10 protein-coding genes are annotated in these 16558 nt (G+C 43.4%); 9 read left to right on the top strand and 1 reads right to left on the bottom strand.

Going from position 1 to position 16558, the window contains the following annotated elements:
- The first annotated feature begins 3 nt into the window (after window positions 1-3).
- From AC3CHU_RS14405 to tldD, 9 genes are all read left to right on the top strand, one after another.
- Complete coding sequence (locus AC3CHU_RS14405) at window positions 4-3801, top strand: LamG-like jellyroll fold domain-containing protein (protein WP_488524792.1); 3798 nt, start codon at window positions 4-6, stop codon at window positions 3799-3801.
- Between the two features lie 150 nt (window positions 3802-3951).
- A complete protein-coding gene (locus AC3CHU_RS14400; RefSeq protein WP_004735928.1) occupies window positions 3952-4995 on the top strand; it encodes a rod shape-determining protein in 1044 nt (347 codons plus the stop codon).
- A gap of 94 nt (window positions 4996-5089) precedes the next feature.
- Entirely contained in the window at window positions 5090-5977 is an 888-nt protein-coding gene (gene mreC, locus AC3CHU_RS14395; protein WP_004735927.1) for a rod shape-determining protein MreC, read from the top strand.
- Window positions 5967-6455, top strand: a complete 489-nt coding sequence (gene mreD / locus AC3CHU_RS14390) for a rod shape-determining protein MreD (RefSeq protein ID WP_004735926.1) — start codon at window positions 5967-5969, stop codon at window positions 6453-6455. The genes mreC and mreD overlap by 11 nt, the downstream gene beginning before the upstream one ends.
- 7 nt (window positions 6456-6462) lie before the next feature.
- Window positions 6463-7149, top strand: coding sequence for a Maf family protein (locus AC3CHU_RS14385; RefSeq protein WP_017090476.1), 687 nt, complete (start codon window positions 6463-6465; stop codon window positions 7147-7149).
- 20 nt (window positions 7150-7169) lie between these two features.
- Window positions 7170-8639 carry a ribonuclease G gene (rng, locus tag AC3CHU_RS14380; RefSeq protein ID WP_004735923.1) on the top strand — a complete coding sequence of 490 codons (1470 nt, stop codon included), beginning with the start codon at window positions 7170-7172 and terminating at the stop codon, window positions 8637-8639.
- A 10-nt stretch (window positions 8640-8649) separates the two neighbouring features.
- The gene (locus tag AC3CHU_RS14375) at window positions 8650-12522 is read left to right on the top strand and encodes a YhdP family protein (RefSeq protein ID WP_488524791.1); all 3873 of its coding nucleotides are present in this window, start codon (window positions 8650-8652) and stop codon (window positions 12520-12522) included.
- 75 nt (window positions 12523-12597) lie between these two features.
- Entirely contained in the window at window positions 12598-13410 is an 813-nt protein-coding gene (locus AC3CHU_RS14370; protein WP_488524790.1) for a carbon-nitrogen hydrolase family protein, read from the top strand.
- A gap of 19 nt (window positions 13411-13429) precedes the next feature.
- Window positions 13430-14875 carry a metalloprotease TldD gene (gene tldD, locus AC3CHU_RS14365; protein WP_145564581.1) on the top strand — a complete coding sequence of 482 codons (1446 nt, stop codon included), beginning with the start codon at window positions 13430-13432 and terminating at the stop codon, window positions 14873-14875.
- Window positions 14876-15010: 135 nt separating this feature from the next.
- Here the strand turns inward: tldD and AC3CHU_RS14360 are convergent, their stop codons facing one another.
- A complete protein-coding gene (locus AC3CHU_RS14360) occupies window positions 15011-16390 on the bottom strand; it encodes a PhoH family protein (RefSeq protein ID WP_004735919.1) in 1380 nt (459 codons plus the stop codon).
- Between the last annotated feature and the right edge of the window lie 168 nt (window positions 16391-16558).

The raw sequence follows: 16558 nt of genomic DNA, 5'->3' as shown, positions 1-16558 counted from the left end.
TGAATGTTACTTAAACTAAGGTTATCATCTAGACTATTATTAATTGTCTTTCTATTTACATCATTTAATGTAGATGCAAAAAAATATGACTTGAATGACTTAAATGATTTTTCTAAGTTATGTAGTGGTTCGGTATCTTATTCATCCTCATTTTACCCGATGATATATTACTGTAATGGGTTTTTTTCATCAAAAAATGATGATGTGAATGCTAATAGTGGGTCTACAATTCTCGCATATGGTGGTTATAATTTAGACGGGACCAATATTGGCTCTAATGGATCAAACATAACTCTAAAATCAAGTACGTGGAATAGTAATAGCAATATAGAAAAATCTATAATTCATGGTAATTTGAATCTACATACGGCTTTAACATTATCAGATACTTATATTGATGGGTATGTTAAAAATAATGTATACATGAGTATTTTTATTTCTGATGATAGTCATATCACTGGTTATGTTGAATCTTGGTTTAATATAACAGTAGAAGGTTCAGATATTAAGGGTGACGTTAGAAATAATTCAAATAGTTCAATCTATATCCATGAAGGATCCAGTGTTAATGGTAAAGTCAATGCTGGAACATCTGTTACTATACTTGACTCAATCATAAAAGGTGACGTTAAAAATAGAAGTAATAATAATATTTATATTGGTGATAATTCCGAGGTTCGTGGATCCATTGATGCCGGTTCATCAATTACAGTAAATGACTCATTGGTGACAGGTAATATTTCAAATAGAAGTGACAATCATGTCTATATTGAGAGTTCATCTAAAGTTGAAGGTAATATTATAGTTCGAGGGGAGTTGTTTTTAAGAGACTCAGAGGTCTTAGGTGATATTCAAAGCCTCTTGCAGGATATCAATTTAGATAATGCAACGGTTCATGGGAACGCAACAGCTGCGAATAATAATTGGGCAACAGTTTATTTTCAAGATAACAGTGAGGTTTATGGACAATGCTTGTATAGAACAGACCCTATTGATGCGTGCCAACAACGAGGGTTGTCACCGCTAGCACAGTATCATTTTGATAAGAATTCTTGGGGTGGGGGGAATGTTTTTGATGTTACTGATAGTGCTGGTGGTTTTAATGGTAAAGCAGTAAATCAACCAAATTTGAACCATAATCCTTTTGAACCAGCTTTAATCAATGATTTTAAGAACTTTGGTACTTGTGGATATGCTCAGTTTAGTAATTCTGACAACTCGTATGTCGAAGTTCAGCATTCTTCAGAATTATCCTTTGAGGAAGAACTTTCTGTTTCAGTTTGGATTAAGCTAGGTGACCGTTACCCTCAAGGTAGTTCACTTTATACAATTGTAGCAAAAGATACAAACTATGAATTTCATATTAATAGTCAAGGGAAAATATATTGGTACTGGTTGCAAAAAAACAATCAAACTAGAACTCTGACTAGTAATATAGTGATTAAAAAAAATGAATGGTATCATATTGTCATTGACTACAAAGCAAATAGGAAAAATTCTCAAGCAAAGCTTTATATTAATGGGGCTTTAGATAATATTGTCGGAGATAATGGAAATAAGAAACTGAAAAAAAACAATGAACCATTAAGAATTGGTAATGATGCTAACTTTTCTACTCGTTCATTTAATGGGTACATTGATGAAATTAATGTTTTTAATCGATCTTTAAGTCCTGATGAAGTTAAAGAACTCTACAGTGAACGTCATTTATGTGATCCAATAGATGATAACTTGGTACTCGTAGTTGAACCCAAGGTTGAATATGTATTGACTTGTGAGGTTGCAGCCGTCGAATTCAAAGTCGTAGATGAGAATGGTAGTGTAATTAGTACCGTTCAGGATAGCTTCACTGCATCACACACACCAAGTTCGACTGGTAAATGGTGTGAAGATGAGAGCGGGAGTAACTGTTCTACATCTTCGGGGGACTACCAAAGTCACTTTGTGAATGGGCAAAAAACTTTATACTTATCTTCTTCTAAATTAGATAGTTATGATGTCAGTGGTACTTGGAATGGCGACTTAGAAACTGCCACATCAAAAATTAGCTTTGTACCTTATAAGTTCGATGTTGATGAGCAGTTTGTTGTGGCTGGCGAGGAGTACGAAGTGACGGCAAAAGTGTCTTCTTGTAATACGCAAGATTCTTCGTTGTCACAAGATTATGTGGGTACGCCTACTGTGAGTTTAAATATCGTCCAACCAGTGAGCGGTGATGATGCGATAAGCTTACTCGATTACACACCTGATTTTGAAGTGAGCGATAAAGGAGAGACAACTGATGCATTTTCGATTCAAGAGGCAGGCCAGTTTAAAATAACGTTAACAGACGATAGTTTTGACTGTAGTGAAATATCAGGTTGTCCTGAAAGTGGTATTGATAAACTTTCAGGTAGTTTCTTGGTGAATTCTCGTCCTTGGCAATTTGCGATCTGTACGGATAATAACTCTGATGGAAACAGCAGTAGTGGGGCAGCATTTGTTGCAGCGGGGGAAGAGTTTGACGTGCTTGCTAAACCAATTAGGTTCACGAATGACTCTAGTCAGCTATGTAACAATAACTTGGTAACACAAAACTATTTGCTTTCTTCAGGTGCAATAGGTGCGAATCATACATTAGATACACCTAGTAATGGTGATGCAGTGTTAGGTAGTTTAGAACCGAGTAGTCAACTGATTCAATCTAGTTCTGATATTGTTTCTTCTGATAATGGTTATAAATTCAAAAGCTTAAAGTATTCAGAGGTTGGTAGTATCAACTTTGAAGTGACTGAAAACTCAAACAGCTTTTACGGCAAGATTCTGGGTGGATTTTCTGGAAGTAAATCTATTGGTCGCTTTTACCCTAAATATTTCACCACGATAGGTACTCCAATTTGGGATTATCCAGGAAGTGGAGTAAGTGAGCAAAGCTTTGCTTATATGAATCAACCATTCGATGGTGTCGAATTTGAAGTTGAGGCGTTAAATGCTCTAGGGAACGCGATTACAAATTATGCATCATTTGATACTACGTTAACGGCAGGTTTCTCATTATTTGAACCAAATTTTGGTGACCGTTTTAGTGCTCCTGTACCAAACAAAGTGTGGACTGTTGCTGATAATAGAAGCATTGGAACTTTTACATTAAGTCAAAGTTCCCCTTCAACAGACTGTGATTCAGAACTATGCCTCGAAAAGTTACCAACCGCTGATAACTATGAAGATGGCCCTTATAATGGTGCAACAGGGACTGTTACTGATATCTCAATTACTCATACTGGCTCTGAAGATGATGACCCGGTTACATATCTGAATGAAGAAGGGAGTAGAGATCCTCAACGCCTAACCGAGCAGCCCGATATCCGCTTTGGTCGAGTGGAGTTAGACGATGTTGGTGGTAATTCAGGTTCAACAATTACTATTCCTCTAAGATCGGAGTATTGGAATGGCAGCCGCTTTGTTCTTAATGAAGATGATAATGCTACAAACGTCGAAGCTTCTACGAGTGCTAGCGATGTTATTTGGTCAGAAGACGGCAGTGTCATCACGACAGTAACACTCGCTAATGGCGGGCTTGTATCTGATGGAGAATCTCGTAACCTGACGGCTTCTCAAGGTACAGGTGTAAGCATCCGTGAACAAGTACAGTTGTGGCAAAATATGGATGATATTCCATGGCTCAGATACGATTGGGATAGCGATAAAGTTTCGGATGAGGAAAATGGAGAGCAAGATCCCTCCACCGTCGTCACATTCGGCATCTACCGCGGTAACGATCGAGTGATCTATCGAGGTGAAAGTGGTTTAACAGGTCAGTAAAAATATAATTTTTGCCCCTTAAGTTAGGAATCTGTAAGAAATTGCGGGTTTCAGTCCATGTTTATACTTCAATGCCTTGCCGTGACAGCAAGGCATTGGTACATTTAGTGCAATTTTTGTCTTCTAATTCTTGCAGGATGAGCGAAGAATATGTTTAAAAAACTTCGTGGCATGTTTTCAAACGACCTATCGATTGATTTAGGTACAGCCAATACCCTTATATATGTAAAAGGCCAAGGCATTGTTCTTGATGAGCCTTCCGTTGTCGCTATTCGCCAAGATCGTACGGGGTCTGCAAAGAGTGTAGCTGCTGTTGGTCACGCTGCTAAGCAAATGCTTGGTCGTACGCCTGGTAACATTTCAGCGATTCGCCCAATGAAAGACGGTGTAATTGCTGACTTTTACGTAACCGAAAAAATGCTTCAGCACTTTATTAAGCAAGTGCATGACAACAGTGTGCTTAAACCAAGCCCTCGCGTTTTGGTTTGTGTACCTTGTGGTTCAACTCAGGTTGAGCGTCGTGCTATCCGTGAATCAGCATTAGGTGCTGGTGCTCGTGAGGTTTACCTAATCGATGAGCCTATGGCTGCTGCGATTGGTGCTGGCCTACGTGTATCTGAGCCAACGGGTTCAATGGTTGTTGATATCGGTGGTGGTACGACTGAAGTTGCGGTTATCTCACTAAACGGTGTGGTTTACTCGTCTTCTGTACGTATCGGTGGTGACCGTTTTGATGAAGCGATCATCAACTACGTTCGTCGTAACTACGGCAGCTTGATCGGTGAAGCAACGGCAGAGAAGATCAAACACGAAATCGGTTCAGCTTACCCTGGCGATGAAGTCGATGAGATCGAAGTACGTGGTCGTAACCTTGCTGAAGGTGTACCTCGTAGCTTTAGCCTGAACTCAAACGAAATTCTTGAAGCACTTCAAGAGCCGTTATCCGGTATCGTATCTGCAGTGATGGTTGCACTTGAACAGTGTCCTCCAGAGCTTGCTTCTGATATCTCAGAAAACGGTATGGTACTGACAGGTGGTGGTGCACTGCTTAAAGACCTTGATCGTCTGCTTACTGAAGAAACGGGTATCCCTGTTGTTGTGGCAGAAGAGCCATTAACGTGTGTTGCTCTAGGTGGCGGTAAAGCCCTAGAGATGATCGACATGCACGGCGGCGACCTGTTCAGCGAAGAATAATATCTAGTGTTAGGCTCTTTTCTTATCTAGTTTTATGTAAAGAGCCTAGGACCTTGTCTATAGGATCAAATGTAGCTCTAGGACCAAATATAGAATGAAGCCAATTTTTGGTAGAGGTCCCTCTCTACAATTGCGCCTGTTTTTTGCTGTAATTTTATCAGCCAGCCTTATGCTGGCTGATAGTCGTTTAGATGCTTTCTCAAATGTACGCTATCTATTGAACAGCATGGTTGCACCTATTCAATATGCAGCCAACTTACCTCGTACTATGTTCGATGGTGTCTACGATCGTTTTAGTACTCGTAAAGGCCTGATCGAATCCAACCATAATATTAAACGAGAAGTCTTGCGCCTGAAGAGCGAGCTGATTCTGCTTGAGCAATATCAAGAAGAAAACAAGCGCCTCCGTAAGCTGTTAGGATCTCCGTTTATCCGTGATGAAAAGAAAGTCGTCACAGAAGTTATGGCGGTAGACACTTCACCATATCGTCATCAAGTTGTGATCGACAAAGGTCAGATTGATGGGGTGTATGAAGGTCAACCGGTGATCAACGAAAAAGGCATTGTCGGCCAAGTGACTTTTGTTGCTGCTCATAATAGTCGTGTCCTGTTACTGACTGACGCAAACAACGCAATTCCTGTTCAGGTTATTCGTAATGATATTCGAGTGATCGCTTCGGGCAATGGCATGATTGATGAGATCCAGCTAGAGCACATTCCAACCAGTACCGATATACAAGAAGAAGATCTATTGGTGACATCTGGACTCGGTGGAGTATATCCAGAAGGTTATCCAGTCGCCTACGTTACTGCCGTTGATTACGACCCAAAACGTGAATTTGCCGTTATCAAAGCGGAGCCTGTGGTTGAGTTCGATAAGCTCAGATACTTGCTGCTAGTATGGCCTGATGAAAACAAACAGATGCAAGCGGATCAATCCAGCATAGAACAAGCATTGTTAGAGGGCGAAGATGGCCAATAGCGTTTTAAGAAGCAAGGTAGTCATTGGCTGCTCATTTTTAGTAGCCCTTATTCTGCAAACGATTCCTTGGCCTGGTAGTTTGGATCTATTTAGACCATCTTGGCTGCTACTGGTTACCTGTTACTGGGTTTTGGCCCTACCTCACCGTGTTAACGTGGGTAGCGCTTTGATTCTGGGCTTATTGTGGGACCTATTGATAGGCTCGACGTTAGGTATTCGAGGCATGATGATGGCAATCGTTATGTACATTATTGCGATGAATTTCCTAGTCATTCGTAATATGGCGCTATGGCAACAAGCGATGATTATTGCTGCGTTAACGGTATTGTTTGAGGTGTTGATCTTCTTTGGTGAATATTTGATCCAAGATGTCGTTTTCAATCCATTATCGTTATGGAGCGCATTGATAAACTGTATACTTTGGCCTTGGATGTTTCTATTAATGAGACGCGTACGTCGTCATTGGCATGTAAGGTAGAGTGACAATGGAAAAGAAGCATTTAGTTTTGGCATCCGGTTCACCACGCCGCAAAGAACTGCTATCTCAACTTGGTTATGAGTTTTCTGTCCTTGTAACTGATGTTGAAGAGTGTAAACACGCCCAAGAAACCGCCGAAGAGTACGTTAAGCGACTATCTTTAGATAAAGCCTTAGCTGCGTTGTCTTTATTGAAAGATAACCCTTCTGAAAAGCAGCATGTCGTTCCTAGTTCTGATAATGTAGTTTCTAGTGTTGATAATGTAGCTGTTGGCTCTGGCATCGTAGCTCTTGACTCTGATGCTATTTCTCTTGATTCTGAAACAGTCGTTCTTGGTTCTGACACAGTCGTCGTAAGCCAAGGGCAAGTGCTCGAGAAACCCACCGATTTTGCCGACTCTAAGCGCATGCTTACTCAGTTAGCAAATGAGCGTCACCAAGTGATGACAGCAGTGTCTGTGGTTTCAGAAGAAAAACAAAGAACAGAAATCATTATTACCGACGTATGGTTTAAACCCCTCAGTGAACAAGAAATAGAACAATACTGGCAAACAGGGGAGCCATGCGATAAAGCCGGTAGCTATGGGATCCAAGGTTTGGGTGGGCGCTTTGTTACCCGAATCGAAGGTAGTTATTACGCCGTTGTCGGCTTGCCTTTATATGAAACGGACCAGCTACTGCAAGAATTCTTATAATTACTAATCTGAGGTGCACCATGAGTGCTGAATTGTTGCTGAACGTGACCCCGAGTGAAACTCGCGTGGCCATGATTGAAGGGGGGGCTCTTCAAGAGATCCATGTCGAACGAGATGCTCGACGCGGTATCGTAGGAAATATCTATAAAGGACGTGTAAGCCGTGTTCTTCCGGGAATGCAGGCGGCTTTTGTGGATATAGGCCTTGAGAAAGCAGCTTTTCTACACGCCTCTGATATTGTTCCACACACTGAATGTGTCGCTGAAAACGAAAAGAAGCAATTTCAGGTCCGTGACATCTCTGAGCTTGTTCGCCAAGGACAAGACATTGTGGTTCAAGTCGTCAAAGATCCTCTTGGTACCAAAGGTGCCCGTTTAACGACTGATATTACTTTACCGTCTCGTTATTTGGTCTTTATGCCGGGCGCAAGCCATGTCGGAGTTTCTCAACGTATCGACAGTGAGTCTGAACGTAACCGCCTTAAAAAAGTCGTGTCTCGTTACTGTGATGAACACGGTGGCTTTATTATCCGTACTGCAGCAGAAGGCGCAGACTCGAATGAGTTGGCACAAGATGCGGCATTCTTGAAGCGATTGTGGCTAAAAGTGTTAGAGCGTCGTGGTAAACACAAAGCTCGTACTCGTCTATACGGTGAACTTTGCCTAAGCCAACGTATCTTACGTGACTTTGTTGGTACTGAGTTGAGCCGAATCCAGGTCGATTCGCGTTTAGAATATGAAAACCTAAAAGAATTTACTTCTGAGTACGTGCCAGAGCTGACTGAAAAGCTTGAGTTGTATGAAGGCGACAAGCCTATCTTTGATATGTACGATACCGAGAACGAAGTTCAACGCTCTTTGGATCGTAAAGTCGAATTGAAGTCTGGTGGGTATCTGATTATCGACCAAACGGAAGCGATGACGACAGTCGACATCAACACCGGTGCCTTTGTCGGTCGTCGTAATCTAGAAGAGACGATTTTCAACACCAACGTAGAAGCGACGCAAGCCATTGCTCGTCAGCTGCGTTTGCGTAACTTAGGTGGCATTATCATTATCGACTTTATCGATATGCTGTCTGAGGAACATCGTAAGCGAGTACTAACTTCTTTAGAGGCGGCGCTAGACAAAGATCGTGTGAAAACCAATATCAATGGCTTCACACAGCTTGGCTTGGTTGAGATGACGCGTAAACGTACTCGTGAAAGTATTGAGCATATTCTGTGTTCGAGTTGTCCTGCCTGTGAAGGGCGTGGCAGTGTGAAGACAGTTGAAACCGTTTGTTATGAAATTCTTCGAGAGATCACACGAGTGAATCGTGCGTATGACGCTGATAAGTTTGTGGTCTATGCGGCAGCTGCCGTTGCCGAAGCGCTAGAGGGCGATGAGTCACATGCGCTTGCGGAGCTTGAAGTGTTTATTGGTAAACAAGTTAAAATCCAAGCTGAGCCTCTGTACATACAAGAGCAGTTTGATGTTGTTATGATGTAATGGATATTTTGTGAGTTCAAGCGTTACTCTGATTCTTCGTGCATGTCTATGGTTAGTGGTTACTCTCTTAGTAACGCTAGCCATTGCTGTTACTACACTGCGTGTAGCCTTACCCAATTTAAATAAGTATCAATCTGAAATTGAGCTTTGGGTAAACCAACATTCCGGTTTTGATTTTTCTATTCAAGACGTGGGTGGTTTTTGGCGTAACACTCACCCCTCTATTGCTCTGCAAGGCGTTAAAGCTAGCCTTCCCAATGCAGAAGATGTGACCTTCTCTGTTGAGCGTGTTGAAGTCGAGTTTGACTTGATTCAATCGCTCGTTCAGATGCGTCCAGTTGTGGCCGATCTGGTCATGAATCAAATGTACCTTGATATTAGCTCAATTGATCTGTTTGCTGGAAAAAACGGTACAGACGAACCTAAAGACCCCGGCTCTTCGAAGCGAGTGATGCAAGAGCTGGATAATTTACTATTGAAAACTTTGGTGGATGTGACCGCTAAAGATTCTTCACTTCTCTATCGTTCAGTCTCGGGCGAAGATCGTCAGCTCGATATCGACATTTTAAAATGGCAAAACACAGATAAACATCACCTTGCTGAAGGGGTTGTTAGCATTAAAGACGCCAATCTTAACTCGTTGTCAGTAAGTGCTAACTTTATCGATGGTGGCTCATTAACCGATGTAACCGGTGAGTTCTATGTGAGTGCAGATAACATTTCGGTTAAACCATGGTTAACCCGTTACATGCAGGCTGAGTCTGGTGTTGAAACCGGTACTGTGAGTTTAAATAGCTGGCTGACCTTGAGAAACAGCAAACCAGTGAGTGCGTATGTTGAGGTGTTACCTTCTGAATTGACTTGGAACGAAGATGGCCAACATGATCTGATGATTGAGTCAGGGGTGTTTAAACTGTCTCCACTCGCTGAAGGTTGGCAAGTAAATGGGCACTCACTTAACCTAAGAACCGACGATAGACCATGGCCTGAACTTGATGTTGCCTTCAAGTGGAATAGCGGTCCTTGGCAACTCAATGTTTCTGAGCTTGATGTTGCAACACTAACGCCGTTGATTAAGTTGTTGCCGGATTCTGAACAGTCCACCCAAATGATTAACTCGTTGGCTCCCGGTGGTTTGGTTTCTGATATTCGAGTTTCAATGGATTCAGGTATCGAAAGCTTACGTTATTCAGCGAGTTTTAGTGATCTTGCCATTGAGCAATGGGAGTTGGTTCCGGGCTTTAGCCAAGTTTCAGGCAGTGTGTTTGGCTCTGCATCTGAAGCGAAAGCCAGTCTGCATGTGATTGATGATGTGTTTCCTTATGGTGACGTCTTTCAAGCGCCTTTGAATATCAAACAAGGTCAGGTTGACATTGTTTGGCAGCAAGATGAAAACGGTTGGAAGCTTTGGTCAGATAAAATCACAGCAGCCACGCCAGATTTACAAGTCCTAGGCGCATTTCGCTTGGACTTCCCAAAGGATGCTAGCCCATTCTTATCGTTCTACGGCGAAGCTGATGCTTACAATGTCGGCGAAACATGGCGTTACTTACCCACATTGGCACTTGGACAAGATCTTACCGACTACCTTTCTACTGCGATTCAAGCCGGTAAAGCCGACACTGTTAAGTTACTTTGGCATGGTGAATTAGCCCAGTACCCCTACACCAACCACGATGGCATTTTCCAAGTTTGGGTTGGTTTAGAGGACGCTAAGTTCAGTTTTGATACCGCATGGCCACTGATTACCGATCTTCAACTTGATCTGTTGTTTGAAAATGATGCGATGCATCTGGATTCTCGTTCCGCTCAACTGATGGATGTGACAGCCGACCGAATCACAGGACGCATTCCTTATTTAGGGGAAGGCGGCCATATTGAAATTGAAGCTAAAGCGACGGCGTCAGGTAATGCGGTTCGTGATTACATGACGGCTTCACCATTGGTTGATTCTGTGGGTGCCGCCTTAACGGCGCTGCAAGTGAGTGGCGATGTATCGTCTGAATTCCAACTCAATATTCCTTTTGATTCCGAAAAAGAGCCAAGAGCGTGGGGTTATGCTGATCTCAAAGATAACCATGTAGAGATTGAAGCTCCGCCAATGGTGCTTGAAAACACGACAGGACGTATTGAATTTGATAATGATGTGATTACGGCCAACGGTCTCGCTGCCGATTTATTAAAGCAAGGTATTTCCGTTGACTTTAAAGGGCTCAACGATGGGCCTGGATATACCGTTGATATCGATGTATTGGGCGATTGGGACGTTAAGCCTCTAGAGCCTTATATTGGCGAGCAATGGTTAAGCCGTTTATCGGGTCATGCTCAGTGGCAAAGTCAGATCGATATTCAACTTAATGACATCGGTTTTAGTTACCAACTGGATTTGCAGTCAGATCTTAAGTATTTGGCCAGTGATTACCCATACCCATTGGCGAAAAAATCATTAGAAAGTGGCTCAGCAAGGCTACAAGCATCGGGTAACCAAGAAGCGATTACTGCACGTTTACAGCTCCCTAGCACCAAGTATCAGGCTGAAATTGATATTACAGGCGATGTTCCCAAGTTAACGGCGACTAACTTAGTGCTTGGTCGGGGTGGTTATAAAATTAGTCCTGTCGTTGGCCATCATGCGTTAATTCGCACTGACAAGTTCAATGCCGATGATTGGTTATCGGTTGTTATGGAACCGGTGAAGCCTTCAGATGCTGTGCTCAGTCAAATGAACACGCCAACCATTCCTGCACCAAGTCGCATTACGTTCGAGAGTAAGGAGCTGATCTTAGGTGGTATTCCTTGGAATGATGTCGATTTTAGCGCTCGTAAGAACAAACAGGCGTGGCAGATGGAAGTGTCTAGCCAAGAGATCGAAGGGGATATTAATTATCTGCCTCCATACGATTTAACGGTTTCGCTGGATCGCCTACATTTGTTCGTTCCTGAGTGGAGTGACAAGAAAAACCAAGAACAATTGCTTCAACGAAAAGAGCAAGAAGCCCCATTGATCTCTGAATTGGATAGAAAGATCCATGATGCGATGCCAAATCTAAAATTGACCCTTAACGATTTTTGGTTGCAAGGCTATAAGGTCGGTAAGGTCGATGTTGAACTGGCTAGGCAAGACGATCGTATTGAGTGGAAGAAGATTCAGGTTCGAAGCGGCGGAAACAAAGCGGATGTGAGTGGCTGGTGGGAGTTGAAAGGCGATAAGAGTCATTCATCGCTAGCCGTTGATGTTGAAGGCGAAAACAACAGTGAATTAATGGAACGTTTTGGTATTACTTCAGGGATTCAAAAAGCGCCTTTCGCGCTGGAAGGTCAACTGCAGTGGGATGGATCTCCTTGGGGTATTAAAATGGATACCCTTGACGGAAACGTTGAAACCAAATTCGGCAAAGGCATTATTTCAGACGTAAGCGGTGCTGCTCGATTGCTTGGTTTGTTTAGCCTAGATTCAATCATTCGTAAGATGCAACTCGATTTCTCTGATGTGTTTGATAAAGGCATGGCGTTCAACAGCATCACAGGTACGGGTAAAATTCAAAATGGCATATTCCTGACGAATGACTTAAACATGGATGCCGTCGCAGGCGAGATGCAGATCAAAGGTATCGCTAACTTGAATACGCGTCAGGTTGATGCTGAAGTGAACTTTACCCCAGATATTACCTCGGGTATTCCGGTATTAACGGCGTTTGCTGTGACTCCGCAAACCGCACTGTACGTATTGGCGGTAACTACCGTTATTTCGCCAGTGGTTGAGGTCTTTACCCAAGTTAATTACTCGGTAAAAGGCCCATTGGATTCACCTACGGTGAGTGAGCTTTCTCGTAGTTCTGGCGAGTTCCAGCTACCCGAAAAATTGAGAAAACTAGCTGAGTAGTTGTTAACAAGCCAGTCGGTTAATATACGGTCAAATGCCGATTTCTGAATCATAATGAATAGAGGAGCGAGACACATGGATAGTGTTGGGTTGATTCAAATGACATCTGGCCCTAGCCCTGAATTGAACCTTGCTTACCTTGCTCAAGAAGTAGCAAAGTGCAAAGCGTTAGGGGCTAAGTGGGTTGTTTGCCCTGAAAACACGTTAGTTTTTGGTAGCAAAGCCGATTATCACCAGTATGCAGAGCCCTTAAATGATGGCCCATTACAGAAGAAACTGTCTGAGTTAGCTACGCTTCATCGAATCTGGATTATTGTCGGTAGCATGCCGATAAGTACGATTAAAGGCGTGACTACTACAACATTGGTGATTGATGATTTTGGCAGCTTAGTGGCTCATTACGACAAGCTACATATGTTTGATGTTGATGTGGCCGATGCGCATAAGTGTTATCGAGAGTCCGATATTTTCACTCCGGGTGAGCGAGTTGTGACGACAGAAACGCCTTTTGGTCGCTTAGGTTTGAGTATTTGTTATGATGTGCGCTTTCCACACTTGTATTCAGAGTTACGCAAGCAAGGTGCACAAATCATAGTGATACCAGCAGCGTTTACAGCAGTGACTGGTCAAGCGCATTGGGAAGCCTTATTAAGGTGCCGTGCGATCGAAACACAATCGTGGATTGTCGCGGTAGGGCAAGGTGGCAAACATCCTTGCCAAAGAGAAACATGGGGACACTCAATGGTGGTTGATCCATGGGGACGAGTGGTCGCACAATTGGACCAAGAGCCTAAAAGTATGGTGGTTGAGATAGACACATCCAGTTGTGAGTCAATTAGGCAAAATATGCCAATAGCGCAACATTCTCGATTCACCAATCAATTTTAATTACAAACAAGAGCCATTTATGAGCATTAATCAAATTGAAGAAGCACTACTGAACCCGACAGGGCTTACGGAGCAAAATATCGCAGATACATTGGCGAGCATTGCTACCCGCCAAATTGATTATGCTGATATCTATTTCCAGTCAAGCTGGCATGAATCTTTGGTGCTAGAAGATAGCATCATTAAAGACGGTTCTTTCAACATCGACTGCGGTGTTGGTGTTCGAGCGGTATCTGGCGAAAAAACCGGTTTTGCGTACTCTGATCAAATCCAATTAGAGGGTCTGAAGCAAAGTGCGATTGCTGCTCGTGGTATCGCGAAGCAAGGTCAAAACGGCAAGGTTCACGCTTTCAAACGCAATTCGAACCAAGCTTACTATGACGCGGTTAACCCGCTAGCAAGCTGGGAAAAACAACAAAAAACAGAATTGCTTAAAGCGCTTGATGCTTACATTCGTACTAAAGAGCCGATGGTAACTGAAGTATCGGTAAGCTTAAGTGGTGTACATGAGCAGATGCTGGTTGCGGCAACTGATGGTACTTTCGCTGGTGATATTCGCCCGCTGGTTCGCTTGTCTATTAGCGTACTTGCTCAGAAAGGCGATCGTCGTGAACGTGGCAGTGCTGGTGGCGGTGGTCGTTTTGGTTACGACTTCTTCTTAAGTGATGCTAATGGTTCTCAGGTTGCTTATCAATTTGCTGATGAAGCAATCCGCCAAGCGTTAGTTAACCTTGAAGCGGTTGCTGCACCTGCTGGTGCAATGCCTGTCGTTCTTGGTTCGGGTTGGCCGGGCGTTCTTCTACATGAAGCGGTAGGCCACGGTTTAGAAGGTGACTTCAACCGTAAAGAGTCTTCAGTATTTTCTGGCAAAGTGGGCGAGCAAGTTACATCAAGCCTATGTACGATTGTTGATGATGGTACATTAACGGATCTTCGTGGTTCATTAAACGTTGATGATGAAGGTGTAAACGGTCAGTACAATACCTTAATCGAAAATGGCATCTTAAAAGGTTACATGCAAGACAAGCTTAATGCTCGTCTAATGGGTGTAGCGCCTACGGGTAACGGTCGTCGTGAATCTTACGCGCACCTTCCTATGCCGCGTATGACAAACACTTACATGCTGCCGGGTGAACATACTCCTGAAGAGATTATCTCAACGGTTGAAAGAGGCATCTACGCGCCAAACTTTGGTGGCGGTCAGGTTGATATTACTTCTGGTAAGTTCGTGTTCTCAGCTTCTGAAGCGTACATGATTGAAAACGGCAAAATCACTCACCCAGTGAAGGGTGCAACGCTCATTGGTTCTGGTATAGAAGCGATGCAGCAAGTGTCTATGGTAGGCAACGACCTTAGTCTAGACCGTGGTGTTGGTGTGTGTGGTAAAGCCGGCCAAAGCGTTCCAGTCGGTGTTGGTCAACCAACATTGAAGCTAGACTCTCTTACAGTAGGTGGTACTGAGTAATTCAGGCTAACCTCGTTTGATTAGAGTTTCAGTTTCTTAGAAAATAGAAGCTAGAAGCTAGAAGCTAGAAGCTAGAAGCGCCTCCAATGTGAGGCGCTTTTCTGTTTCTGGAGCGCTATTTACTAAACCGAACAGTTACATATTTTCTTCAGCAAACTCGGCCAGTCGGCTTCGTACCACACCATTGAGGTGAATATTGGCACTGCCTTCGAAGTCTTTAAAACGCTCGACCATGTAGGTTAAGCCTGAAGTCACAGGGGTTAAGTAGGATGAATCTATCTGAGCTAGGTTTCCTGAACAGACGATCTTAGTGCCTTCACCACAGCGGGTGATGATGGTTTTGATTTGTGAAGCGGTGAGGTTCTGACACTCATCCAAAAGGACAAAGGCATTTTGAATTGAGCGGCCTCGCATGAAGTTAATCGATTTGAACTGGATATTGGCTTTGTCACAGATGTACTTCATTGACCCTTCGGTGCAGTGATCGTTCTTGTGCAGAGCTTCCAGTGTATCGGTCACTGCCGCTAACCAAGGCAGCATTTTTTCTTCCTCGGTGCCGGGAAGGAACCCAATCGACTCACCGATATCGGGCGTGTTTCGGGTTACGATGATCTTATCGAATTGTTTACGCTCTATGGTTTGTTCAAGTGCGGCAGCCATGGCTAACAGTGTTTTACCACTACCTGCAGCGCCGGTGAGAATCACCAAATCAATATCAGGGTCGAGCAGTGCATCAATCGCCATCCCTTGATAGACATTCTTAGGTGTAATGTCCCATGTCTTGCGGTTCATTAACCTTTCTCGACTGAGATCTCTGAGCGTAATGCGTTCGGCCTCAATCTCTTCTACACGACCAGCAAAGTCACTTTCTTCGTCAATCACATATTGGTTGAGGAAGGTTGGATCGAAAGGTGCTCTTGCTAGCGTGTGCAGCGTTTTTCCGCCTAAACTTCTACTCTCGACGTTATCGACGCCATCCCAGAATGAGCCTTCGAGTTGTTGAAAGCCTTTAGTGAGGTATTGGATGTCATCAATCAATTGGTCGGTTTGATAGTCTTCAACAAAGCGGACCCCAGCGCCTTTGGCTCGTAAGCGCATGTTGATGTCTTTAGTGATAAGAACCACTTCGCGTGGCGCGCGTTTGTTTTGAAGGTAGAGGACTGCGTTGAGGATTCGGTTATCGCCTGCCTTGTCATCGGCGAAGGCTTTGATGCTTTCTTGAAGTTCGTAATCAGCGAGTATTGAAATACTGCCAGATGCGTTTATGTCTTTAGAAAAAGGAATGCCTTCCGATATTTGGTCTGGTGTGGCTTCCCTGAACAAGTCTTCGAGCGTTCGAATCGCAATTCTCGCATCTCGAGCAACGTCTCTTTTACTGTCTTTGATTCTGTCGAGTTCTTCTAGCACCGTCATGGGGATAACGACATCGTGCTCTTGGAAAGAAAATATAGCGAAGGGTTCGTGAAGTAGGATATTAGTGTCTAAAACAAATAGCTTCCGGTTGGTCTCGCCCATAGCATCTCCTTGCCGACGTGCGGCTTGCCTTGCATTCATTGAACGTAGATAAAGCTCATATAAAGATTAGTATCTCATTCCGGTGATAGTCAACTACTCACCTAAACTTCATCTAGAGAAATATCGCCATATCGTTGTGAATGAATATGGCGTATTCGTTTGAGAGCA

The organism is Vibrio sp. QJM3NY_39, assembly GCF_057785895.1.
Note: the sequence above shows the minus strand (reverse complement) of the source record. Positions and strands in the feature narration are given on the sequence as shown.